At 73.0% G+C, this 23,013-nt stretch carries 26 protein-coding genes; 16 read left to right on the plus strand and 10 right to left on the minus strand.

The genetic code is table 11. From position 1 onward, the window contains the following. Window position 1 precedes the first annotated feature (1 nt). On the minus strand, window positions 2-505 hold the full coding sequence (locus HA073_RS03340) for a GbsR/MarR family transcriptional regulator (RefSeq protein ID WP_043330731.1): 504 nt from the start codon (window positions 503-505) through the stop codon (window positions 2-4). 74 nt (window positions 506-579) lie between these two features. On the opposite strand from HA073_RS03340, the gene HA073_RS03345 reads away from it, so the two are divergent. After that, window positions 580-1,473: an ABC transporter ATP-binding protein gene (locus HA073_RS03345; RefSeq protein ID WP_043327413.1), complete on the plus strand. Its 894-nt coding sequence runs from the start codon at window positions 580-582 to the stop codon at window positions 1,471-1,473. Continuing rightward, window positions 1,470-3,062 carry an ABC transporter permease gene (locus tag HA073_RS03350; protein ID WP_166455682.1) on the plus strand — a complete coding sequence of 531 codons (1,593 nt, stop codon included), beginning with the start codon at window positions 1,470-1,472 and terminating at the stop codon, window positions 3,060-3,062. Before HA073_RS03345 ends, HA073_RS03350 begins: the two co-directional genes overlap by 4 nt. A 94-nt stretch (window positions 3,063-3,156) precedes the next feature. Here HA073_RS03350 and HA073_RS03355 read toward each other — a convergent pair whose 3' ends face one another. Continuing rightward, window positions 3,157-3,489 (minus strand): STAS domain-containing protein, encoded by a 333-nt coding sequence (locus HA073_RS03355; protein WP_043327409.1) that lies wholly within the window; start codon window positions 3,487-3,489, stop codon window positions 3,157-3,159. 144 nt (window positions 3,490-3,633) lie between these two features. Between HA073_RS03355 and hemL the strand changes: the two genes are divergently transcribed. The 6 genes from hemL to ccsB are packed head-to-tail and all read left to right on the plus strand — an operon-like array spanning window position 3,634 to window position 9,646. Continuing rightward, window positions 3,634-4,971: a glutamate-1-semialdehyde 2,1-aminomutase gene (gene hemL, locus HA073_RS03360; RefSeq protein WP_166455683.1), complete on the plus strand. Its 1,338-nt coding sequence runs from the start codon at window positions 3,634-3,636 to the stop codon at window positions 4,969-4,971. Window positions 4,972-4,973: 2 nt separating this feature from the next. Next, window positions 4,974-5,621: a histidine phosphatase family protein gene (locus HA073_RS03365; RefSeq protein ID WP_013283542.1), complete on the plus strand. Its 648-nt coding sequence runs from the start codon at window positions 4,974-4,976 to the stop codon at window positions 5,619-5,621. Next, window positions 5,621-6,196 carry a TlpA disulfide reductase family protein gene (locus tag HA073_RS03370; protein ID WP_030500717.1) on the plus strand — a complete coding sequence of 192 codons (576 nt, stop codon included), beginning with the start codon at window positions 5,621-5,623 and terminating at the stop codon, window positions 6,194-6,196. Before HA073_RS03365 ends, HA073_RS03370 begins: the two co-directional genes overlap by 1 nt. Continuing rightward, complete coding sequence (locus HA073_RS03375) at window positions 6,196-7,062, plus strand: cytochrome c biogenesis CcdA family protein (protein ID WP_166455684.1); 867 nt, start codon at window positions 6,196-6,198, stop codon at window positions 7,060-7,062. Before HA073_RS03370 ends, HA073_RS03375 begins: the two co-directional genes overlap by 1 nt. After that, the gene (locus tag HA073_RS03380; RefSeq protein ID WP_043327402.1) at window positions 7,062-8,681 is read left to right on the plus strand and encodes a cytochrome c biogenesis protein ResB; all 1,620 of its coding nucleotides are present in this window, start codon (window positions 7,062-7,064) and stop codon (window positions 8,679-8,681) included. The genes HA073_RS03375 and HA073_RS03380 overlap by 1 nt, the downstream gene beginning before the upstream one ends. After that, entirely contained in the window at window positions 8,681-9,646 is a 966-nt protein-coding gene (gene ccsB / locus HA073_RS03385) for a c-type cytochrome biogenesis protein CcsB (protein ID WP_064448403.1), read from the plus strand. Before HA073_RS03380 ends, ccsB begins: the two co-directional genes overlap by 1 nt. Here the strand turns inward: ccsB and HA073_RS03390 are convergent. Continuing rightward, window positions 9,615-9,839 (minus strand): hypothetical protein, encoded by a 225-nt coding sequence (locus tag HA073_RS03390; protein ID WP_043327397.1) that lies wholly within the window; start codon window positions 9,837-9,839, stop codon window positions 9,615-9,617. The two genes, ccsB and HA073_RS03390, sit on opposite strands and share 32 nt — an antisense overlap. A 95-nt stretch (window positions 9,840-9,934) precedes the next feature. Between HA073_RS03390 and HA073_RS03395 the strand changes: the two genes are divergently transcribed. Then, window positions 9,935-11,416: an ATP-binding protein gene (locus tag HA073_RS03395; RefSeq protein ID WP_166455685.1), complete on the plus strand. Its 1,482-nt coding sequence runs from the start codon at window positions 9,935-9,937 to the stop codon at window positions 11,414-11,416. 7 nt (window positions 11,417-11,423) lie between these two features. Here HA073_RS03395 and HA073_RS03400 read toward each other — a convergent pair whose 3' ends face one another. Further along, complete coding sequence (locus HA073_RS03400; RefSeq protein WP_113972218.1) at window positions 11,424-11,894, minus strand: MarR family winged helix-turn-helix transcriptional regulator; 471 nt, start codon at window positions 11,892-11,894, stop codon at window positions 11,424-11,426. Window positions 11,895-11,957: 63 nt separating this feature from the next. On the opposite strand from HA073_RS03400, the gene HA073_RS03405 reads away from it, so the two are divergent. The 3 genes from HA073_RS03405 (at window position 11,958) to mqnP (ending at window position 14,971) form a co-directional block, all read left to right on the plus strand. Then, window positions 11,958-12,512 carry a carboxymuconolactone decarboxylase family protein gene (locus tag HA073_RS03405; protein WP_166455686.1) on the plus strand — a complete coding sequence of 185 codons (555 nt, stop codon included), beginning with the start codon at window positions 11,958-11,960 and terminating at the stop codon, window positions 12,510-12,512. A 93-nt stretch (window positions 12,513-12,605) separates the two neighbouring features. After that, the gene (locus HA073_RS03410) at window positions 12,606-14,066 is read left to right on the plus strand and encodes a menaquinone biosynthesis decarboxylase (RefSeq protein WP_043327390.1); all 1,461 of its coding nucleotides are present in this window, start codon (window positions 12,606-12,608) and stop codon (window positions 14,064-14,066) included. After that, window positions 14,066-14,971, plus strand: coding sequence for a menaquinone biosynthesis prenyltransferase MqnP (mqnP, locus tag HA073_RS03415; protein ID WP_043327388.1), 906 nt, complete (start codon window positions 14,066-14,068; stop codon window positions 14,969-14,971). The genes HA073_RS03410 and mqnP overlap by 1 nt, the downstream gene beginning before the upstream one ends. A 19-nt stretch (window positions 14,972-14,990) precedes the next feature. Here mqnP and HA073_RS03420 read toward each other — a convergent pair whose 3' ends face one another. Then, window positions 14,991-15,956 (minus strand): hypothetical protein, encoded by a 966-nt coding sequence (locus HA073_RS03420; RefSeq protein ID WP_064448406.1) that lies wholly within the window; start codon window positions 15,954-15,956, stop codon window positions 14,991-14,993. A gap of 145 nt (window positions 15,957-16,101) precedes the next feature. On the opposite strand from HA073_RS03420, the gene HA073_RS03425 reads away from it, so the two are divergent. Beyond that, entirely contained in the window at window positions 16,102-16,746 is a 645-nt protein-coding gene (locus HA073_RS03425) for a UbiX family flavin prenyltransferase (RefSeq protein WP_166455687.1), read from the plus strand. 57 nt (window positions 16,747-16,803) lie between these two features. On the opposite strand, the gene HA073_RS03430 is transcribed toward HA073_RS03425, so the two are convergent. Beyond that, window positions 16,804-17,070 carry a BldC family transcriptional regulator gene (locus HA073_RS03430; RefSeq protein ID WP_013473529.1) on the minus strand — a complete coding sequence of 89 codons (267 nt, stop codon included), beginning with the start codon at window positions 17,068-17,070 and terminating at the stop codon, window positions 16,804-16,806. Between the two features lie 267 nt (window positions 17,071-17,337). On the opposite strand from HA073_RS03430, the gene HA073_RS03435 reads away from it, so the two are divergent. The 3 genes from HA073_RS03435 to HA073_RS03445 are packed head-to-tail and all read left to right on the plus strand — an operon-like array spanning window position 17,338 to window position 19,786. Then, window positions 17,338-17,796: an Lrp/AsnC family transcriptional regulator gene (locus HA073_RS03435; protein ID WP_018787850.1), complete on the plus strand. Its 459-nt coding sequence runs from the start codon at window positions 17,338-17,340 to the stop codon at window positions 17,794-17,796. 42 nt (window positions 17,797-17,838) lie between these two features. After that, window positions 17,839-18,681, plus strand: coding sequence for an SDR family oxidoreductase (locus HA073_RS03440; RefSeq protein WP_166455688.1), 843 nt, complete (start codon window positions 17,839-17,841; stop codon window positions 18,679-18,681). Between the two features lie 10 nt (window positions 18,682-18,691). Beyond that, window positions 18,692-19,786, plus strand: a complete 1,095-nt coding sequence (locus HA073_RS03445; RefSeq protein ID WP_104114807.1) for a PLP-dependent cysteine synthase family protein — start codon at window positions 18,692-18,694, stop codon at window positions 19,784-19,786. Window positions 19,787-19,802: 16 nt separating this feature from the next. Here HA073_RS03445 and HA073_RS03450 read toward each other — a convergent pair whose 3' ends face one another. The 4 genes from HA073_RS03450 to HA073_RS03465 all read right to left on the minus strand — a co-directional run bounded on the left by HA073_RS03450 (window position 19,803) and on the right by HA073_RS03465 (window position 22,997). Next, complete coding sequence (locus HA073_RS03450) at window positions 19,803-20,423, minus strand: putative glycolipid-binding domain-containing protein (protein WP_043330730.1); 621 nt, start codon at window positions 20,421-20,423, stop codon at window positions 19,803-19,805. Between the two features lie 75 nt (window positions 20,424-20,498). Then, complete coding sequence (locus HA073_RS03455; protein ID WP_064448409.1) at window positions 20,499-20,708, minus strand: AlpA family transcriptional regulator; 210 nt, start codon at window positions 20,706-20,708, stop codon at window positions 20,499-20,501. A gap of 34 nt (window positions 20,709-20,742) precedes the next feature. After that, on the minus strand, window positions 20,743-20,958 hold the full coding sequence (locus HA073_RS03460) for an AlpA family transcriptional regulator (RefSeq protein ID WP_036311366.1): 216 nt from the start codon (window positions 20,956-20,958) through the stop codon (window positions 20,743-20,745). A 137-nt stretch (window positions 20,959-21,095) separates the two neighbouring features. After that, window positions 21,096-22,997, minus strand: a complete 1,902-nt coding sequence (locus HA073_RS03465) for a DEAD/DEAH box helicase (protein ID WP_166455689.1) — start codon at window positions 22,995-22,997, stop codon at window positions 21,096-21,098. Window positions 22,998-23,013: the final 16 nt, after the last annotated feature.

Below are 23,013 nucleotides of genomic sequence, written 5' to 3' on the forward strand. Positions count from 1 at the left end.
TTCAGCCGCCGGCCGGGCCGCCGTGCCCGGTCGCGGCCCGCCGGGCCCGCCACCGGTCGCCGAGCGATTCCAGTTCCTCCTGTACGAAGAGGAAGAAGTCGCGCATCTCGGCGACCCGTTCACCGGCCGGGGTGCTGCGGCCGTGCAGCGCGTCGACCCCGCCGGCGGCGATGTCGATGAAGTTCTTGTAGAGCGTGGTCTTGGTGATCGTCGCCTCGTACCAGGGGTTGTCCGGCATCCGGTAGCGGTCGCGCCGGGAGCCCTTGACCGGCTCGCGGACCAGCATGGCGAACTGGGTCAGGTAGCGGACCGCGCCGCTGACCGCCGCCGCGCTGACGCCGAGCCGTTCGGCGATCTCGCCCGCGGTGAGCGGGTCGTCGGCGCTCATCACCGTGAACAGGACCCGGGCGGCCATCCGGGGGAAGCCCACGTCGGCGAAGGCCATCGCCATCCGCTCCACGAAGAGGTGTACCTCCTCCTCGTCGTGGCGGAATGGCTCGTTCATGGTCGGCTCCTCGACACTCACCCCGTGACCCTACAGTCTTCACAAGTTTGTTAAACGAGCGTAGCTTCTGAAATATGGAAACGGCAATCGATGTGTCCGGCCTGGTGAAGACCTTCGGCCGCACCCGGGCCCTCGACGGGCTCGACCTGACCGTCCGCACCGGGGAGGTGCACGGCTTCCTCGGCCCGAACGGCTCCGGCAAGTCGACCACCATCCGGGTGCTGCTCGGCCTGCTGCGGGCGGACGCGGGGGCCGCCCGGCTGCTGGGCGGCGACCCCTGGCGGGACGCGGTCGCGCTGCACCGCCGCCTCGCGTACGTGCCCGGCGACGTCACGCTCTGGCCCAACCTCAGCGGCGGCGAGGTGATCGACCTGCTCGGCCGGATGCGCGGCGGGCTCGACCCGAAACGCCGCGCCGAACTGCTGGACTCCTTCGAGCTGGACCCGCGCAAGAAGGGCCGCACCTACTCCAAGGGCAACCGGCAGAAGGTCGGCCTGGTCGCCGCGCTCGCCTCCGACGTCGAACTGCTCATCCTCGACGAGCCGACCTCCGGGCTCGACCCGCTGATGGAGGAGGTCTTCCAGCACTGGGTCCGCCGCGCTGTCCACGACGGACGCACGGTGCTGCTGTCCAGCCACATCCTCGCCGAGGTGGAGGCGCTCTGCGACCGGGTGACGATCATCCGGGCCGGCCGGACGGTGGAGTCCGGCACGCTCGGCGACCTGCGCCACCTGCACCGCACCGCCATCGACGCCGAGGTCGCCGCGCCGCTCGACGGCCTGGCCGACCTGCCCGGCGTACACGACCTGCGGGTCGACGGGCGGCGGGTGCGCTTCGACGTCGACACCGCCGCGCTCGACGCCGCGCTGCGCCGGCTCACCGAACTGGGCGTACGCAGCCTGGTCAGCACGCCGCCCACGCTGGAGGAACTGTTCCTGCGGCACTACGAGACGGCGGACCGGGCATGAGCACGCTCACCGGCACCCGCCACCTGGTCCGGCTGATCCTGCGCCGGGACCGCCTCCTGCTGCCGCTGTGGGTGCTGATCCTCGCGGTGCTGCCGATGACGTACGCGGCCAGCTTCGCCGGGCTGTTCCCGACCGCCGCCGAGCGGGCCGCGTACCTGGAGGGCACCGCCCGCAACCCGTCCATCGTCGCGCTGCTCGGCCCCGCCTACGGCGACAGCATCGGCGGGCTGACCGCGCAGCGCAGCGGCTTCCTGCTGCTCATCGTCGCGCTGGCCAGCCTGCTCACCGTCATCCGGCACACCCGCACCGAGGAGGAGGCCGGCCGGCGGGAACTGCTCGGCGGCAACGTGCTCGGGCGGCACGCCGGGCTGACCGCCGCGCTGCTCGTCACGTACGCGGCGGATCTGCTGCTCGGCCTGCTCACCGCCGCCGGGCTGGTCGCGACCGGGCTGCCGGTCGGCGGCTCGCTGGCGTACGGCCTGGTCACCGTGCTGACCGGCGTCGTGTTCGCCACGCTCGGCGGGCTGGCGGCCCAGTTGACCGAGACCGCGGGTGGGGCGCGGGGCATCGGCCTCGCCGGTCTCGGCGCCGCGTTCGGGCTGCGCCTGGCCGGGGACACGGCGGGCAACGACTGGCCGAGCTGGCTGTCCCCGCTGGGCTGGGCCGCCCGGGTCCGCCCGTACGAGGGGGAGCGGTGGTGGGTGCTGCTGCTGCCGCTTGCCGCCACGGCGCTGCTCGCCGCGTTCGCGTACCCGGTCTCGGTCCGCCGCGACCTGGGCGCGGGCGTGCTGCCGCCCCGGCTCGGCCCGGCCACCGCCGGTGGTGGCCTGTCCGGTCCGTTCGGCCTGGCCTGGCGGCTGCACCGGGGGCAGATCCTCTGGTGGTCGGTCGGGTTCGGCCTGCTCGGGCTGATCCTCGGTGGCGCGGCCGAGGCGGCCGGACGGTCCGTCGAGGGGAGCCCGCGGATGGAGGAGATCGTGGCCCGGCTCGGCGGGGCGTCCGGCATGGCCGACGCGTACCTGGGCGTGACGCTGAGCCTGGCCGGGCTGGCCGCCGCCGGGTACGGCATCCAGGCCGCGCTGCGGATGCGCGCCGAGGAGTCCGCCGGGCACGCCGAGCCGGTGCTCGCCACCGCCACCCGCCGCTCGACCTGGCTGCTCTCGCACGTGACGTTCGCGCTGCTCGGCCCGGTGGTGGTGCTCGCGGTGACCGGGCTGGCCACCGGCCTGACGTACGGGCTGAGCACCGGTGACGTGCCCCGGCAACTCGGCCGGATGCTCGCCGCGGGCCTGGCTCAGGTGCCGGCGGCGTGGGTGCTGGCCGGACTCGCCGTACTGCTCTACGGCCTGCTGCCCCGGCTCGCGCCGGTCACCTGGGCGGTGCTGGCGGTCTGCGTGCTGCTCGGGCAGCTCGGCGCGGTGCTGGAGCTGGACCAGTGGCTGCTGGACCTGTCCCCGTTCACGCACACTCCGCAGGTGCTCCGCGACGCCTGGACGCCCACCCCGCTCTACCTGCTCACGGCCCTGGCGGTGACCCTGGCCACGGCTGGCCTGCTCACCTTCCGCCGCCGCGACGTCCCCGTCCTCTAGCAGCGTTGATCTTGCACTTGCGGCCCCGGCGAAAGGGGTGAATCACCCTCGTGGAGGGCCGCAAGTGCAAGATCGCGGAGGAAGGAGGGCGGGGCTACGGGGTGGCTTCGTTGCGGATCATCAGGGCGCTGCGGAGACCGGTGATGTCCAGGACGCGGATCAGGAAGTCGCCGACGTTGGTGAGTATCAGCAGGCACTGGGCATGACTGGCCTTGCGGCTGAGCACCACGAGCGTGCCGAGGCCCTGCGAGTCGCAGAACGTGACCCCGGCCAGGTCGAGCACGATGCGCGGGGGCGGATCCGCCAGCACCTCGTTGACCACCGTCGAGAGCTGGGCGGCCGTGAGCATGTCGATCTCACCGGCCAGACGAAGCACTGCTTCGTCACCGGTCCGCTGTACGGCGATGGACAGTTCGGCACGATCCACCCGGTCAGCCTATCGCGATCTCGACCGACGGGCCTGTCGAGCGGATCGCTGGCGGCCTGCCGCCGCTCACCGGGGTGAGCCTGGTAACCCCCGTCGCGGGGTGCGTGCCAGGCAGTGCTCCGACGCTGACACAATGGGCCCATCGTGACCGAGACGCTTTCCGCCGGATCCGGCCGCTACCCGGCCGACGCCCCGGCCTCCGAGGCCCTGTTCGACCGCGCCAAGGCCGTCGTGCCCGGCGGGGTGAACTCTCCCGTGCGCGCGTTCCGTGCCGTCGGCGGCACCCCGCGCTTCATGGTCCGGGGGGAGGGTCCGTGGCTCTTCGACGCCGACGGTCGTCGGTACGTCGACCTGGTCTGCTCCTGGGGCCCGCTCATTCTCGGCCACGCGCACCCGGCAGTGGTGGAGGCGCTGCGCGAGGCCGCCACGCTGGGCACGAGCTTCGGCACGCCCACCCCGGGTGAGGTGGACCTCGCCGAGGAGATCATCGCGCGGACGCCGGTCGAGCAGGTGCGCCTGGTCAACTCCGGCACCGAGGCGACCATGTCGGCGATCCGGCTGGCCCGCGGCTTCACCGGCCGCTCCAAAATCATCAAGTTCGCCGGCTGCTACCACGGCCACTCGGACGCGCTGCTCGCCGCCGCCGGCTCCGGCGTGGCCACGTTCGGCCTGCCCGACTCGCCCGGCGTGACCGGCGCGGCAGCGGGCGACACGATCGTGCTGCCGTACAACGACCTGCGCGCGGTCGAGGAGGCGTTCGCCGCCCAGGGCCAGCACATCGCCGCGATCATCACCGAGGCCGCCGCTGGCAACATGGGCGTGATCGCCCCGCGCGACGGCTTCAACGCCGAACTGGCCCGGATCGCGCACGCGCACGGCGCGCTGCTCATCGTCGACGAGGTGATGACCGGGTTCCGGGTGTCCCGCGCCGGATGGCACGGCCTCGACCCGTCGGACGCGGACCTGTGGACGTACGGGAAGGTCATGGGTGGCGGCCTGCCCGCCGCGGCGTTCGGCGGGCGCGCGGAGATCATGGCGAAGCTCGCCCCGGCCGGCCCGGTCTACCAGGCCGGGACGCTCTCCGGTAACCCGCTGGCCTGCGCCGCCGGACTGGCCACGCTGCGGCTGGCCGACGACGCGCTCTACCGGCGGCTCGACGAGACCTCCGCCGCGCTCGGCAAGCTCACCACCGAGGCGCTGTCCGCGGCCGGCGTGCCGCACCGCCTCTCCACCGCCGGCAACATGTTCTCGGTCTTCTTCACCGACGCGGACGTGCGCGACTACGACAGCGCCCGTACCCAGGTGGTGCCGGCGTTCAAGGCGTTCTTCCACGCGATGCTCGCCGGTGGCGTCTACCTGCCGCCGAGCGCGTTCGAGTCGTGGTTCGTCTCGACCGCGATCGACGACGCGGCGTGGGAGCAGATCGCCGCCGCCCTGCCGGTGGCGGCGCGGGCGGCGGCAGCGGCGGGAAGCGGGGGGTAACTATGGCGGAGACCGTGGTGCACGTGCTGCGGCACGGTGAGGTGCACAACCCGGACGGCATCCTCTACGGCCGCCTGCCCGGGTTCCGCCTCTCCGAGCTGGGCGTGCAGATGGCGAAGGCGGCCGCGCAGGCGCTCGCCGACCGGACCGTGGTGCACGTGGTGGCCAGCCCGCTGGAGCGCGCCCAGCAGACCGCCGAGCCGATCGCGGCGCAGTTCGGCCTCTCCGTCGGCGTCGACGAGCGGCTGATCGAGAGCGCGAACTGGTTCGAGGGCAAGAAGGTCTCGCCCGGTGACGGCTCGTTCCGCGACCCGCGCAACTGGTGGGTGCTGCGCGACCCGGTGACCCCGTCCTGGGGCGAGGCGTACCGGGCCATCGCCGAGCGCATGTTCGCCGCGCTGCACGCCGCCCGCGTCGCCGCCGAGGGCCGCGAGGCGGTGCTCGTGTCGCACCAGCTCCCGATCTGGACGCTGCGCCGGCACGTCGAGCGCAAGCGCCTCTGGCACGACCCGCGCCGCCGCCAGTGCGGCCTGGCCAGCCTCACCTCGTTCCACTTCGACGGCGCCAAGATCGTCGGCATCGGGTACTCCGAGCCGGCCGCCCACCTGGTGTCGATCTCGCCGACCGCCCGGACGGCCAAGGGGGCCTGATGCTCACCCGGAGGCTCGCCGCCGCCCTGCTCGCCGCCGTCACCGCCGGTACGGCGCTGGTCGGCTGCTCCTCCGGCAGCCAGGAGAGCCGGTGCGCGGCCGACGGCTCCGTCGTCACCTGCGCACCCGACCAGCGCTCGAAGACGCCGAAGGTCAGCGGTGAGCTGCTCACCGGCGGCGGCTACGACATCTCCCGCGACCGCGGCCAGGTCGTCGTGGTCAACTTCTGGGGCTCCTGGTGCGCGCCCTGCCGCGCCGAGGCCGACGACCTGGAGGACACCTACCAGGCCACAAAGGGCTCCGGCGTGACGTTCCTCGGCATCAACGTGCAGGACAGCAAGGACAAGGCGCTCGCCTTCGAGGAGGGCCGGGTCACGTACCCGAGCATCTTCGACCCGGCCAGCCGGCAGGCGCTCAACTTCGACATCCCGCCGAACACCACCCCGGCCACCGTCGTGCTCGACCGCGAGGGCCGGATCGCCGTGGTGATCCGCCGGGCCGTCACCCGCGACGAGCTGCGACCGATCGTCGAGAAGATCGCCGCCGAGTCGCCGGCGCCGAACGGCGCCCGCTGATGGGCGAGACGTTCCGCCAGCTCGCCGAGTCCGGCCCGCTGCTGTTCGCGGTGGGCGCGGCCGCACTGGCCGGGCTGGTGAGTTTCCTGTCCCCGTGCGTGCTCCCGCTGATGCCCGGCTACCTGTCGTACGTGACCGGCCTGGCCGGCGCCGACCTGGAGGGTGCAAGGAAGGGCCCCCTGTTAACGCCTCCGGTAGAGGAAGGGCCCCTTGTTAACAGCGGCGGCGCGAGCGGGGGCGGTGTGGGCGTCGCCGAGCGGGCGGCGCCGGCCCGGACCACCGCGGCCGTCAAGGGCCGGGTGCTCGCCGGCACGCTGCTGTTCATCGCCGGCTTCACAGTCGTGTTCGTCGCCACCGCGATCCTCTTCTCCGGCGTCGGCAAGCTCTTCTTCCGGTACGAGCGCACGCTGGAGATCGTCATCGGCGCGCTCGTGGTGGTGCTCGGGCTCGGCTACCTCGGGGTGATCCCCGGCATGCAGCGGGAGTTCCGCATCCGCTGGCTGCCCTCCGCCGGGTTGCTCGGCGCGCCGGTGCTCGGCGCGGTCTTCGCGCTCAGCTGGCTGCCCTGCACCGGCCCGACGCTCGGCGCGGTGCTCGGCATGGCGGCCACCGAGGGGGGCACCGACCGGGCCGTGGTGCTCGCCGTGGCGTACTGCCTCGGGCTGGGGATACCGTTCGTCGTCTTCGGGCTGGGCTTCCAGCGCCTGCTCGGGGTGTTCCGCGCCGTCCGGCGCAACAGCCGCTGGGTCACCCGCATCGGCGGGGCCCTGCTGATCGCGATCGGCCTGGCGCTGATCACCGGCGGCTGGGTGAACGTGGTGATCTGGCTGCAGACGAACGTGGGCGTGGGCGAGGTGAGCATCTGATGACGACCGTCGACGACCGGCCGTCGACCCCTCCGGCGCAGGCGCCCCGACGGCGGGTCAACCCGGTGCTGGCCCTGCTGCGCAACTCGTGGCGGCAGCTCACCAGCATGCGTACCGCGCTGATCCTGCTGTTCCTGCTCGCCGTCGCGGCCATCCCCGGCTCGGTGCTGCCGCAGCGCGGCGTCAACCCGGAGCGGGTCAACCAGTGGTTCGTGGACCACCCCGATCTCGCACCCCGGCTGGACCAGATCGGCGCGTTCGAGGTCTTCGGCTCGGTCTGGTTCTCCGCGATCTACCTGCTGCTGTTCACCTCGCTGATCGGCTGCATCCTGCCCCGCGCCCGGGACCACGTCCGCGCGCTGCGGATGAAGCCGCCGGCCGCGCCGAAGCGGCTCGAACGGCTGCCCCAGCACACGGTGCTGGAGGCCCCGGCCGCCGCCGACCCCGAGGCGATCGCGGCGGTGCTGCGCGGCCGCCGGTGGCGGGTCACCGTGCGCGGCAACGAGGTCTCCGCCGAGAAGGGCTACCTCAAGGAGACCGGCAACCTGCTCTTCCACGTATCGCTGGTCGCCGTCCTGCTCGGGGTCGCGCTCGGTTCCTGGTACGGATGGCACGGCAACCGCATCCTGGTCGCGGGCGAGGACAACGCCTTCTGCAACACCCGTCAGCAGTACGCCGAGGCGTCGCTCGGCCCGCGCGTGGACAGCGCCGACCTGCCGCCGTTCTGCCTGACGCTGGAGAAGTTCGAGGCCGACTACCTGCCGTCCGGGCTGGCGTCCCGCTACTGGGCCACGGTGACCGTGGACGAGCCGGGCGGCGAGGCGCGGACCGCCGGCTTCTCGGTCAACTCGCCGCTGCGGCTCGGCTCGGCGAACGTCTACCTGCTCGGCAACGGCTACGCGCCGCTGCTGAAGTACACCGACAAGTACGGCCGCAGCCAGACCAGCGAGGCGCCGTTCCTGCGTACCGGCGACTCCAACGCGACCGAGGAGGGCGTGGCGATCTTCCCGGACGCCAACGTCGACCCGAAGACCGGCGCGCGGGCCCCGGACCAGCAGATCGCCTTCGACGGGCTCTACCTGCCCACGGGGCCGGAGAGCGCGCCGTACGTGGCGTCGCAGTACCCGGCCGAGCGCAACCCGATGGTGAACCTGACCGCGTACCGGGGGAACCTCGGGATGGACGCCGGCATCCCCGGCTCGGTCTACGCGCTGGACCGGCGGCAGATCGACGACGGCAAGCTCAAGGAGATCGGCACCAAGCTGCTGCGGCCGGGGGAGAAGTGGACCCTCGACGACGGCAGCACGCTGGAGTTCGTCGGCACCAAGCCGTACATCACGCTCGCGGTCCGGCACGCGCCCGGGCAGACGCTGCTGCTGGTGGCCAGCGGCACGCTGCTGCTGGGCCTGATGGGCTCGCTGTTCGCCCGGCGGCGACGGGTGTGGTTCCGGGTTTCGCCCCCGGAGGGTGGATCTCCGACGGGCGGTAGTAGTTTGGTGGAGGCCGGTGGGCTTCCGCGCACCGAGCACCCAGGGTTCGCCGACGAGTTCGCGCAGCTCGTCGCCGCGGTGAGCGGCGACGAGCCGGACGCGCGGCGGGCGCGAGAAGGAGACGAGTGATGTCCGCACTCTCCGACCAGCTGGTCGCGTACGCGATCCTGGTGTACCTGATCGCGATGATCAGCCACGCCGTGGAGTTCGCGCTGGGCAACGCGCGGAAGGTCCCCGCGGCCGCGCCCGCGCGGGAACTGGTCGGCGCGGGCGTCGGCGGCGCCGGCGGCACCGTCGACGAGCCGGCCGCGCCGCCGCGCCCGGACCACTCCGCCGCCCGGGCCGTGCTGGCCGGCCGGATCGCCGGCTGGCTCACCGCGGTCGCCGCCGCCGTGCACCTGGGCGCGGTGATCACGCGGGGCGTCGCCGCCGACCGGATGCCCTGGGGCAACATGTACGAGTTCGTGCTGACCGGCACCTGGATCGGTGTGGCGGCCTGGCTCGTGGTGCTCTGGAAGCAGCCGTGGCTGCGCCGGCTCGGGCTGTTCCTGACGCTGGTGATGGTGCTGCTGCTGGCGTTCGCCGAGCTGAAGCTCTACGTGCCGATCGAGCCGCTGATGCCGGCACTGCAGTCGTGGTGGTTCATCATCCACGTCTCGACGATCATCTTTGCCTCGGGCCTCTTCCTGCTGGGCGTGGTGCCCGCTGCCGCGTACCTGATGCGGGCCGGCTGGGAGCAGGGTCGCCGCAGCTTCCCGTACACCCTGGCCCGCCGCCTTCCGGCGGCGGCCGGGCTGGAGCGGTTGACCTTCACGCTGCACGCCTTCTCGTTCCCGATCTTCACGTTCGCGGTGATCGCGGGCGCGATCTGGGCCGAGGCGGCCTGGGGCCGCGCCTGGGGCTGGGACCCCAAGGAGACCTGGGCGTTCATCTCCTGGGTGGTGTACGCGGGCTACCTGCACGCCCGGGCCACGCCGAGCGTGAAGCGCAACGTGGCCACCTGGATCTCCATCGTGGGCTTCCTGACCGTGATGATGAACCTGTTCGGCGTGAACTTCTTCTTCACCGGTCTGCACTCGTACGCCGGGGTGTAGTGGCCGGGCGCGCGCTCAGCACCTCGTCCACCCGGCGCGTGACCTGGTAGGCCACCTCCGGCAGGTCGGCCAGTTCGAGGCGGTCGGCCCGGAGCGCGAACTGGGCGTGCAGTTCGCGGGCCACCGCGTCGCGGATCTCTGCCTGGAGTGGGCTGAGGCCGTCCGGGTCACCCACCACGTATGCGTCATCCATCCGCCGATGATGAACCGCCGTCGGCGATCCTGTCAGTGACGAAGAATGTAGGACTACACTTCTTAGAACTGTAGTTATAAGAAGTGTGAGCCTGTATGCCGCTGCTCGGAAAGCCCGCAGAGATCTTCGACCGGGATGTCGAGTGGGCCGAACTCGCCCGGTTCGTGGCCGACGACCGGCCCGGCGCGACCCTCGGCGTGGTCAGCGGCCGCCGGAGGCAGGGCAAGACCCTGCTGCTGTATCAACTGGCGCAGGCGAGCGGAGGCTTCTACTTCGGCGCGACCGAGGCGACGTCGACGGAATCGCTGCGCCGGCTGGGCGAGGCGCTCGGCGCGTACTCCGGGGGGCCCGGACCCGTCCACCTGCCGGACTGGGGTGCGGCGGTCGACGCGTTGCTCGCGCTGGGACGGGAGCGTCCCGTCACTGTCGTCCTCGACGAGTTTCCGTACCTGGTGCGGGCGGCGCGTGACCTGCCGTCGATCATCCAGCATGCGCTGACACCGGGGCGTCCGGAGCGGACCGGGTCCCGGGCGCGGTTGTTGTTGTGCGGCTCGGCGCTGTCCTTCATGGGAGGGCTGCTCGCCGGGTCGGCGCCGCTGCGCGGGCGCGCCGGGCTGGAGCTGCCGGTGCAACCACTGGACTTCCGCGCCGCGGCGGCCTTCTGGCAGATCGACGACCCGCTGCTCGCGGTGCGCGTCTTCTCCGTCGTCGGCGGCACGCCGGCCTACCGCCGGGAGTACGTCCAGGACGACGCCCCGGCCGGGCCGGACGACTTCGACGCGTGGATCGTCCGTACCGTCCTGAACCCGGCCCGGCCGCTGTTCCGCGAGGCCCGGTACCTGCTGGCCGAGGATCCGGACCTGCGGGACACGGCGCTGTACCACTCGGTTCTGGCCGCCGTGGCGGAGGGGAACGCCAGTCGTGGCGGCATCGCCGGCTACATCGGGCGGAAGGCCACCGACCTCCAGCACCCGCTGACCGTGCTGGAGGACGCCGGGCTGCTGCTGCGGGAGCCCGATCCGCTGCGCAGCGGTCGCAGCAGCTACCGGATCACCGAGCCGTTGATCACCTTCTACCAGGCGGTGATGCGCCCGGCGTGGACGGCTCTGGAGCAGCGGCGCGGGGCCGACGTCTGGCGTCGTTCACAGCGTCGCTACGCCAGCGCGGTGCTCGGGCCCCGGTTCGAGGAGATCGTGCGGCAGTGGTCGCTGCGCTTCGCCGAACCGGAGTTGCTCGGTGGGCACGTCGCCGAGGTGAGCGCGGCGACGCTGACCGATCCGGACACCCGGACGCGTCACGAACTCGACCTGGTCGCGATGGGAGAGCCGCCCTCGGGCGACGGCCCCCGCCCGCTGTTGGCGATCGGTGAGGTGAAGTGGGGTCGCCGGCTGGGCCGAGCCGACCTCCAGCGGCTGGAGCGGATCCGCGCCGTGCTGGTACGGCGACCCGGCTTCGACGCGGCCGGGGCGCGGCTGCTGCTGGCGAGCGGCCACGGCTTCGATGACGAACTCGTCGACACCGCCGACGGCCGGCTGGACGTGGTACTTGTCGATCCGGCTCGGCTCTACCGCGGCTGAGCGGTCCTCAGCCGCCGAACCAGCCGGGGACGTCGAGGCGGAACACGTCGGCGGGAACCATCCGGCGCAGGTCGTCCTCGATGGCGGCGACCCGGTCCGCGCCGAGCGTGGCCGCCCAGCGGTCGCGTAGCTCGTCGAAGACCGCCGCCGAGCGGTGCAGCCCGTCGCGGCCCTTCGCGGTCGTCCGGACCAGCTTGCGTCGGGCGTCGGCGGGGTCGTCCACGCGTTCCAGGTAGCCGAGCGCGACCAGCCGGTCCACCGTCTTGCCCGCTGCCTGCTTGGAGACGCCGAGACGCTGGCCGAGGTCGGAGGCGGTGGTGCCGTCCGGGCCGACGGCCTGGAGGACGAACCCGTGGGCCGGGCGCAGCTCGGGGTGCCCCTGGCGGGCCAGCTCGGCGTGCAGGTCGTCGACGAGCGTACGGAAGCCGGCGAGCAGGAGCAGCGGCAGCGCGAACCCGGGGCGGTCAGGCGTTGCCACGTTCGACAACCACGTTTACTATTTCGTCAACCACGTTGACTATCTTACGAGAGGGGCACAGTCATGTCCCGCTTCACCACGTACGAGCCGGACACCGCACCCGCCGCCGCCCGCCCGGTCATGGCCGGGGTACGCCGCACACTGGGCCACCTGCCCGCTGCCGTCGGCCTGATGGCGGGCTCACCCGAACTATTGAAGGGCTTCCTCGCCGCCAACGCCGCGTTCGAGGCGACCGACCTCGACCCGGTCGCCCGGGAGGTGGTCGTGCTCACCGTCGCCACCCGCAACGGCTGCCACCTCTGCGTGGCCATGCACACCGCTACGCTCGTCCGGCACGCCGCCGCGCCGGAGCTGATCGAGGCGCTGCGGACCGGCGCGACGCTGCCCGACCCTCGGCTGGAGGCGCTGCGCCGGTTCACCGTCGCCGTCCTCGACCACCGGGGCGCGGTCCCCGACGCCGACCTCGACGCGCTGCTCGCCGCCGGGTGGCAGCGCCGGCACGCGCTGGACGTGGTGCTCGGCGTCGGCACGTACACCATCTCCACGTTCGCCAACCGGCTCACCGAGGCGCCGCTCGACGCGCCGCTGGCGGCGTACGCCTGGACGCCCGCTGCCTGAGCTGCGGGGTGTTAAGAAGGGGCCCCTCCTCTACCGGAGGCGTTAACAGGGGGCCCTTCCTTACCTCCCAGGAACGTGCGGGAGGATGGCGGCATGGCGGCTCGTGGCTTCCCGTACACCGATCTCAAGGACTTCCTCGCGGCGCTGGAGCGCGCGGGCGAGCTGCGGCGGGTGAGCGCGCCGGTCGACCCCACGCTGGAGATCAGCGAGATCGTCACCCGCACCGTCCGGGCCGGCGGGCCGGCGCTGCTGTTCGAGCGCCCCACCCGGGGCGAGATGCCGGTGGCGATCAACCTGTTCGGCACCGAGAAGCGGATGGCGATGGCGCTCGGGGTGGAAGACCTCGACGAGATCGGCGCGCGGATCGGCGACATGCTCAAGCCGGAGCTGCCGCAGGGCTTCTCCGGGATGATGGGTGGCCTCGGCAAGGTCATGCAGCTCAAGTCGATGCCGCCGAAGAAGGTCAAGACCGCCCCCTGCCAGCAGGTCGTCTACCGGGGCGACGACGTCGACCTGAACCGGCTGCCCGGGTTGCAGGTGTGGCCCGGCGACGGCGGGATCTTCCACAACTTCGGGCTGACCCACACCAAGCACCCGGAGACCGGCAAGCGCAACCTCGGGCTCTACCGGCTCCAGCAGCACAGCCACAACACGATCGGCATGCACTGGCAGATCCACAAGAACTCCACCGCGCACCACGCGGTCGCGGAGCGGCTGGGCGAGCGGTTGCCGGTGGCGATCGCCATCGGCGCGGACCCGGTGGTGGCGTACTCGGCCAGCGCGCCGCTGCCCGCCGACATCGACGAGTACCTGTTCGCCGGGTTCCTCGCCGGTGAGCGGGTCGAGATGGTCGACTGCCTGACCGTCCCGCTCCAGGTGCCGGCGCACGCGCAGATCGTGCTGGAGGGCTACATCGAGCCGGGCGAGCGGCTGCCCGAGGGCCCGTTCGGCGACCACACCGGCTTCTACACGCCGGTCGAGCCGTTCCCGGTGATGCACATCGAGTGCATGACCATGCAGCGCGACCCGGTCTACCACTCGATCGTCACGTCCCAGCCGCCGCAGGAGGACCACGGTCTCGGCAAGGCCACCGAGCGGATCTTCGCGCCGCTGCTGCGCTTCCTGATCCCGGACATCGTCGACTACGACCTGCCCGCCGCCGGTGTCTTCCACAACTGCGCGATCGTGTCGATCCGCAAGCGCTACCCGAAGCACGCGCAGAAGGTGATGAACGCGATCTGGGGCGCGCACATGATGTCGCTGACCAAGCTGATCGTGATCGTGGACGAGGACTGCGACGTCCACGACTACAACGAGGTCGCGTTCCGCGCCTTCGGCAATGTCGACTACGCCCGGGACCTGTTGCTCACCGAAGGCCCGGTGGACCATCTCGACCACGCCTCGTACCAGCAGTTCTGGGGCGGCAAGGCGGGCATCGACGCGACCCGCAAACTGCCCGAGGAGGGCTACACCCGGGGTTGGCCGGAGGAGATGCGGATGTCGCCCGAGGTGGTCTCACTGGTGGACAAGCGCTGGAAGGAATACGGGATCTGATGACGGCGGCGGTACAGGAACGGCCCGGCCGGGTCGCGTCCTTCCTCAAGCTCGTCGCCATCGAGCACTCGGTCTTCGCGCTGCCGTTCGCGTACCTGTCGGCGCTGACCGCCATGCAGCTCAACGGCGGCCGGGTGCGCTGGGGCGACCTGCTGCTGATCACGGTGGCGATGGTCGGCGCGCGGACGTTCGCCATGGCCGCGAACCGCATCCTCGACCGGCGGATCGACGCGCGGAACCCGCGTACGGCGAACCGGGAACTGGTCACCGGCGCGGTGAGCGTGCGGACGGCCTGGACCGGCGCGGCCGTCGCGCTCGTGGTGTTCCTGGCCGCCGCCGCCCTGCTCAACCCGCTCTGCCTGGTGCTCGCGCCGCTGGCCGTGGTGCCGCTGATCGTCTACCCGTACGGCAAGCGGTTCACCAACTGGCCGCACGCCATCCTCGCGGTGGCGCAGGCGGTCGGCCCGGTCGGCGCCTGGCTGGCGGTCACCGGCACGCTCGACGGCTCCGGCCCGGCCTGGCTGCTCGGCGCGGCGGTCGGCCTCTGGATCGGCGGCTTCGACCTGATCTACGCCTGCCAGGACTCGGAGATCGACCGGGAGATCGGCGTGCACAGCGTCCCCGCCCGGTACGGCCGGCGCTTCGCGCTGCACGCCTCCACCGTCGCGCACGTGGTGACGTTCGCGCTGTTCATCTGGTTCGGCGCGTGGGTCGGCTTCGGCTGGCTGTGGTGGATCGGGCTGGCGCTGACCGCTGCCGCCTTCGCGTACCAGCACCTGGTGGTCAGCCCGACCGACCTGAGCAAGGTCAACCGGGCGTTCTTCACCGCGAACGGCTTCGTCGGCATCGCGTTGTTCGTCCTCGCGCTGCTCGACCTGGTGATCCGGCTCGGCCTGCGGCCGTAACGGCAACGCCGGAACGCGGTCAGGACGCCGGGGTGACCGGATAGCGGGCGCTCTCCAGCGTCCAGTCCACGGTGCCGCGCACGGCGGCGGCCAGGCCGTCGAGGTGGACGGCGACGGCGTCGTCGAGCGTCGGGCCGAACGACGGCGCCGCCGCGCGGAGCGCCGCGAACCGGGCCATCTCGGCCCGCCAGTGCCCGGCCACCAGGTCGACCGCCGCCGGCAGCGGCACGCCCCGCTCGGCGGCCACCGCCAGCACCAGGTTGTGCCCGCCGCCGGTGGCGTGGTCGCGCTCCAGCGAGGCGATGTCGTTGAACCAGGACAGCAGGTCGTTCGCGAGGTCCGCGAGCCGCCGCAGCGCCGGGTGGTGGTAGACCGCGTCGGGCAGCGGGCGTCCGGACGCGAACTCGATGAGCGGGTACGACACGTACGCCGCCGAGGTGGCCCGGCGCAGCCGCACGTACTCGGCGACGCCCGGCGGACGGCCCGACCCGGTGGCGGTGGCCTCCCGGTGGACGCCGTCGAGGTGGTCGGCGACCGCGTCGGCGAAACGTAGCCGCCAGCGGGCCGGCATCCGGCGGCGGGGCTCCCGCCACGCCTGCACCAGCAGGCGCCGCAGCGGGCCGGAGAAGCCCGGATGGCGGGCTCGCGGACCCTCGCGCAGCAACGCGAGCGCGCCGTCGCGCAACGCGCGGATCTGCCCCGGCGTCAGCCCGTCCCGCCCGTCGCAGGCGTCGTCGACCAGGAAGAACCAGGTGAACAGCGCGGTCAGCACCCGCAGGTCCGCCTCGGTGGCGTCCGGGTAGAGGCGGCCGGCGTACCGGGCGAACCCGGCCCGCGCCAGCCGCCGCCGGGTGGCCGGGTCGGGCGGCAGACCGAGCCGGTCGACCAGTTCCACCAGCCAGCCCTGCACGTCGTCCGCGTACGGGGAGAGGCGGGGCGTGATGGGGCAGTCGGAGCGCAGCGCCCGCAGCACCGCCGCAGTCATCACCGGCCCTTCCCACGGAAGTGGATTTGCCGATCGAAGAATTTCACGCCGAGGGAACTCCCGTGAACCCTCTGGACATCCCGGGCGGGCCGCCCGAACGGGGGTCGTGGTCCGCCGCCCGCGGCGACCAGGCACGCTTGAGGGCATGCGCGAACCATGGGTGGTGGGTGTCTCCGGCGCCTCGGGCACGCCGTACGCGGCGGCGGTCGTCCGGGCACTGCTCGACGCGGGCCAGGCGGTGGACCTGATCGTGTCCCGGGCGGCCCGGCTGACGGTGCTGGACGAGACCGGCCGGCCCTTCCGGGACGGGCACTGGGCCGAGGACCTGGCCGCCTGGCTCGACCGCGACCTCACCGGCGCGGACATCCGGCACTGGCCCGCCGGTGACCTGGCCGCCGGCCCGAGCAGCGGCTCCTATCGGGTACGCGGCATGGCGGTGGTGCCGGCCAGCACCGCCGCCTGCGCCGGCATCGCCATCGGGCTCTCCAAGGACCTGCTCCAGCGTGCCGCCGAGGTGAACCTCAAGGAGCGCCGCCCGGTAGTGGTGGTGCCCCGGGAGACCCCGGTGACCCGCAGCCACCTGGAGCACCTCATCGCGCTGCACGACGCCGGAGCCGTGGTGCTGCCGGCCAGCCCGGGCTTCTACGGCGCCGGCGCGGCGGCCTCCGCCGGGCAGCTCGTGGACTTCGTGGCCGGCAAGGTGCTGGACGCGCTGGACGTCCCGCACACGCTGTTCCGGCGGTGGGCCGGCGAGCTGGCCGCCGGTCGCCGGGAACCCGGTCCGGCCTGACCGGACCCGGCGTACGACGAGCGGGGCGCGGCCTCGATCGGACCGCGCCCCGCACGTTCAGTACATGCCGGCGTTCGCCGGGCCGGGGCCGGTGGAAGCGGTCGGGCCCATGTTGCGGGCCTTGCCCATGTCCTCCGCCTCGTCCAGCATGCCCTCCCCCTCGAGCAGGGCCCGCACCTCGGATTCCCGAAACCGGCGGTGCCCTCCTGGAGTCCGGATACTGCCGATCCGGCCGGCCGCTGCCCATCTGGTCACGGTTTTCGGGTCAACCCGAAACAGCGCAGCGACCTCACCCGGTGTCAGCAGGCGATCTCCAGTGTCCACAGCCCCCTCCTCGCGTCGACGAAGCCCCCGGCTGAACACACTGCCCCCGGCCGGTGCGAGCCCAGAGCCGTCATGAGGGACGTATGGCAATTACAGCACCGGCTACCGGACGTGTCCGCCAAACGCGAAAAACGCACACACTGGGAAGTTAGGAAATGGTACCGGCGGAGAACCCCCGTGAGCGCACGTTTGTGATAGGCGCGGCCCGACCTCATCGTCGCCCGGTGGCCGCAGTGCCGGGCCCCGATCGAGATAGGGTCACTCTCCGTGGACACGATCGACCTGAGCCTTGTGGAGCTGTTGCGAGGCAACGCCCGTCTGTCGTACGCCGAGCTGGCCCGTCAGGTCGGCCTCTCCGCCCCGGCCGTGCACGAGCGGGTCGGCAAGCTGGAGTCCAGCGGCGTGATCCGGGCGTACCGGGCCGAGGTCGAGCCGGAGTCGATCGGGCTCGGCGTCACCGCGCTCATCGGAATCATCGAGGACTCCGACGCGGACACCGACGACGTGCTGGAGTCGTTCCGGCGCATCCCCGAGATCGAGTCCTGCTACTTCATGGCCGGCGTCGAGTCCTTCCTGCTCAAGGCGCGGGTCGGCACGATCGCCGAGCTGGAGCAGCTGATCGTCCGGCTGAACCGGACGGCCGGCGTGGCATCCACCCGTACCAGCATCGCCCTGTCGACCAAGTGGGAGAACCGCCCGCAGCCGCTGGAACCGCCCACCGCCTGATCACTCTGGCCCCGGCGCGGGGATTGCGGTTACCGTGCGCCGATGACGATCTCGGGACGCGGCGCCGCAGTGGTCACCGGCGCGGCCGGCGGGCTGGGCCGGGCCATCGCCGTCGCGCTGCACGCCGACGGCTGGAACGTGCTGCTCACCGACGTCGACGCCGATGCCGTGGCGACCGCCGCCGCGCCGCTGGGTGGCTGGTCGCGCCCGCTCGACGTACGCGACGAATCCGCCTGCGCGGACGTGGCCGCCGAGGCGGCGGCCGCACCCGGCGGCCTCGGGCTCTGGGTGAACAACGCGGGCATCCTGGTCACCGGGCCCTCCTGGGCGCACGACGCCCCGACCCGGCGCGCGGTGGTCGAGGTGAACGCGCTCGGCGCGATGAACGGCACGCTCGCCGCCGTCGCGGTGATGCGCGAGCAGGGCCGCGGCCACGTACTGAACGTCGTCTCGCTGGCCGGGCTGATCGCCGCGCCCGGCGAGACGGTGTACGCGGCCAGCAAGCACGCCCTGCTCGCGTTCAGCCTCGGCACGCTGAGCGACCTGCGGATGGCCGGCGTCCGGGGCGTACACGTGTCGTGCCTGTGCCCGGACGGGATCTGGACGCCGATGCTGCACGACAAGCTGGACGACCCGGGCGCGCTGGCATCCTTCACCGGTTCGCTGCTCACGCCGGAGCGGGTGGCCGCGCGGGCCGTCCGGCTGGCCCGGCGGCCCCGGCCGGTGGTCAGCCTGCCGCGCTGGCGCGGCGCCCAGGTACGGCTCCTGGACGCCTTCCCCCGGCTCGCCCTGGCGCTCACGCCGGTGATCCGGGCCACCGGCCGGGCCGGTCAACGGCGGCAGGCCCGCCGGGTCCGGGAAAACCCGAGCCCACCTCGCTTGTAACGTTGCCGACGTGACTCATCTCGACCGGTGCGACGAGGCCAGCCGGCGCTGGGTGACCGAGGCGATCGCCGCTGTCGAGGCGGACGCCAACCGCTCCGCCGACACCCACCTGCTTCCGTTCCCGCTGCCCCGCGAGTGGGGGATCGACCTCTACCTCAAGGACGAGTCGGTGCACCCCACCGGCTCGCTCAAGCACCGGCTCGCCCGCTCGCTGTTCCTCTACGGGCTCTGCAACGGCTGGATCGGCCCGGACACCACGATCGTCGAGGCGTCGTCCGGCTCGACGGCGGTCTCCGAGGCGTACTTCGCGCGGATGCTCGGGCTGCCGTTCATCGCGGTCATGCCCGCCTCCACGTCACCGGAGAAGATCGCCCAGATCGAGTTCCAGGGCGGGCGCTGCCACCTCGTCCAGGACCCGGCGAAGGTGGTGGTGGAGGCGCGCTGGCTCGCCGAGGACAGCGGCGGCCGGTTCATGGACCAGTTCACGTACGCCGAGCGGGCCACCGACTGGCGGGGCAACAACAACATCGCCGAGTCGATCTACGCCCAGCTCGCGCTGGAACGGCACCCGGTGCCCGCCTGGATCGTCGTCGGCGCCGGCACCGGCGGCACCAGCGCCACCATCGGCCGCTACGCCCGCTACCGGCGGCTGCCCACCAAGCTCTGCGTGGTGGACCCGGAGAACTCCGCGTTCTACCCCGCCTGGCAGGCCGGCGACTGGTCGGTGTGCACCGGCCGCGGCTCCCGGATCGAAGGCATCGGGCGGCCCACCGTCGAGGCGTCCTTCCTGCCCAGCGTGGTGGACCGGATGGTGCAGGTGCCGGACGCCGCGTCGCTCGCCGCCATGCGGGCCGGCTCGGCGGTGCTCGGCCGCCGCGTGGGCGGCTCCACCGGCACCAACCTGTGGGGCGCGTTCGGGCTGATCGCCCAGATGCTGGCGGACGGACGTACCGGCTCGGTGGTCACGCTCATCTGCGACCCGGGCGACCGGTACGGCGACACCTACTACTCCGACGAGTGGGTGGCCGGGCAGGGCCTCGACCTCGCCCCGCACCTGGCCACCATCGACCGGTTCCTCACCGACGGCGCGTGGCCGGCGGCCTGAGCCGGCCCCCGGACTGTCAGCGCGGGTCGACCCGCTCGGCCAGCCCCGGATAGCGCACCACGAAACCCTCCGGGTCGACCTCCAGGTCGGCCGTGAACGTGCCGCTGGCGTACCGGACCCGGCCCGGGCCGAGCGAGGTGTAGACCTGCTCGGCGGGGACCACGGCCAGGCCGGGCAGCAGCACCCAGGCCACGGTCACCGCCGTCGCCATGTCGGCGGGCAGCCGCCCCAACCCGATCCGGCGGATCGGCAGCGTGTTCGTCAGCGGGGACCCGCCCAGGTCGACGTCGAGCGCGTCGTCCAGCCGGCCCGGGTCGTCGGTGCCCGGCAGGCCCGCCGGTGGGTGGCCCGCCGCGCTCAGCGCCGCGTCGAGGTCACCCTCCTCGCCGGTACGCACGCGCCACCCGTCCCGGCCCCGTTCCAGGCGTACGCTCCGCGACCAGCCGGCGCCCTCGGCCTCGACCTCCAGCTGGTCGGTCGACCAGTCGGGCGCGAGCGCCAGGCGGTAACGGCAGGTGTACGGGATCGGGTCCACGGCGAGTGCCACGCCCTGCGCGGTCAGCCCCTGCCCGCCGTCGAGCACGACGTGCTCGCAGCCGGCGGTGTCGGTCCGGGCCCAGAAGAGCGACTTCGGCATGGTCCGGACGTTACGCGACCCGGCGGCCAGCGGCAGCGGATGCGCGAACGCCGCCGCCGGCCGGATGGCCACTGACTACCCCTGCTCGTCGCCCTCAGTGGGGCGCGACGGCCGGTTGTGGCGGGCCCACTCGTCGACCTCGTCCGCGTCCCAGACGTTCATGCCGATCAGCCGGGCGAGCGGCTCGGGGAACCCGGGGCGGCGGGTGATCTGCAGGACCCGCTGACGCGATACGCCGAACAGGGCGGCCAGCTCACCGGGCCCGTACAGGCGTGGTCGTCTCACCCGACGAAGGTAGTCATGGTCGTGCCTCTTCGGGCTACTCGTCGTCGTCCGCCGGCCGGGGCGGCCGGTGCTCCCGGATGTACCGCTCCACGTCCCGCTTCAGCCAGACGGCGCCGACCGACAGCTCTTGATACGGCGCGGGGAATGCGGGATGCCGCCGGATCTCGCGGAATCTCGATCTGCCCACGCCGAGCATCTTCAAGATCTCACCGGCCGCGACGAGTTCGCCCGGTCCCGTCTCCTTGGTCACGACTTCGAAGGTAGGGAACGAGCCGACCTGGCGACATCCCGTCCTCACGCCGCGCACCTAGAACGGGAGCCGAAATCACCACAGACGCACTGCCGCCGCCGAGCGGGTGCTCGGCGGCGGCTGTGGCTGCGCTCAGATCAGTGGGTACGCGCCGGCGGTCGCCCGCCGAAGCCGCGCCGGTCGTCCCGGCCCCGCCCCTCGGCCCGGAAACCGCCGCTCCGGCGCTCGGCCGGGCGCGCGTCGCCCCGGTCACCGAAACGCCGCTCGGCGTGCGGGCGGTCCTCCTGGCGACGGTCACCGAAGCCACCCGGCCGGTCGTCGTACCGCCGCTCGTCGCGGTCGTACCCGCGCCCGGCCGCCGGCCGGTGCCGGTCCCCGAACGGGCGGTCGGCGCGCTCGCCGAAACGCCTGTCGTCGCGCTGGCCGCCGAAGCGGTCGCTGCGCTGGCCACGGTCGTCGGACCGCTGCTCGCCGAAGCTCCGGCCGTCGGACCGCCGGTCGCCGAAGCTCCGGTCGTCGCGACGCTCCGGCCGCCCGAAGCGGCGCTCGCCGCCACCGGCCCGCTCGCCCGAGTAGCGCTCGCCCGCCGGACGGTCGCCGAACCGGCGGTCACCGCCACGGTCCGCGAACCGGTCGCCGGACCGCTCGCCCGTGGGCCGGTCGCCGTAGCGGCGCTCGCCCCGGCCGTCGCGGTCGCCGAACCGGCGCTCGCCACGGTCGGAGAAGCCGCCCCGGCCACCCCGGTCGAAGCCCCGGCCGTCCCGGTCGCCGAAGCGGCGCGGGCCGCCGCGTCGCGGCTCCGGCTCGTCCCGGACGGGTACGCCGCTGGGCTCGCGCGCGCCGGTCAGCTCGGCCAGCGCCTCGTCGCCCGCCCGGACCCGGGTCTCGGCCGGCTCGACGCCCGCCTTCTCCATCATGGCCAGAGTGGTGCGGCGCTGCTTGGGCAGCACGAGCGTCGCCACCGCGCCCGACTCGCCGGCCCGGGCCGTACGGCCGGCCCGGTGCAGGTAGTCCTTCGGGTCCTTCGGCGGGTCCACGTGCAGCACCAGCGACACGCCGTCGACGTGGATGCCGCGGGCCGCCACGTCGGTAGCGACCAGCACGGGCGTGCGGCCCTCGCGGAACTCGGCGAGCGTCTTGGTACGCATTCGCTGGGTCTTGCCGCCGTGCAGCCCACCGGCCCGCACGCCGACGGCCGCGAGCTGCTCGACCAGCCGGTCCACGCCGAGCTGCGTACGGGCGAACAGCATGGTGCGGCCCTCGCGGGCGGCGATGGACGCGGCGACCGCGAACTTGTCGTGCGGCGGGATCAGCAGCAGGTGGTGGTCCATGGTGGACACGGCAGCGGTGGCCGGAGCGGTCGAGTGGGTGACCGGGTCGGTCATGAACCGCTTGACGAGCGTGTCGACGTCGTTGTCCAGAGTGGCCGAGAACAGCAGCCGCTGCGCGTCCGCCGGGGTCTTCGACAGCAGCTGGGTGACCTCGGGCAGGAAGCCCATGTCGGCCATCTGGTCGGCCTCGTCCAGCACGGTGATCTCGACGTCGTCGAGCCGGCATACGCCGCGCTCGATCAGGTCGGCGAGCCGGCCCGGGGTGGCCACGACGATCTCCACGCCGCGGCGCAGCGCGTCGATCTGCCGGTCGTACGGCACCCCGCCGACGGCGGTCTTCAGGAAGACGCCCACCGACTTGCCGAGCGGCACGAGGGCGTCGTTCACCTGCATGGCGAGTTCACGGGTGGGGACCAGGACGAGCGCGCGGGGGTGCAGCGGCCGGGCCCGGTTGCGGTCGGCGACCCGGGCGATCACCGGCAGGCCGAAGGCGAGCGTCTTGCCCGAGCCGGTCTGGCCCCGGCCGAGTACGTCGCGGCCCGCGAGCGAGTCGGGCAGGGTGGCCCGCTGGATCTCGAACGGGGTGGTGATGCCCTGCCGGGCGAGCGCCTCGACGAGCTGCCGGGGCAGGCCGAGCGACGCGAAGTCGACGGCGTCGGAGTTCGGGTCGACGGACGGGGACGTGCTGGATTCAGCGAACGTGGTCAAGAAATGCCTCTCGAGC

This window comes from Micromonospora sp. CMU55-4, assembly GCF_011602315.1.
In the GTDB taxonomy this organism is placed as follows: domain Bacteria; phylum Actinomycetota; class Actinomycetes; order Mycobacteriales; family Micromonosporaceae; genus Micromonospora; species Micromonospora chalcea.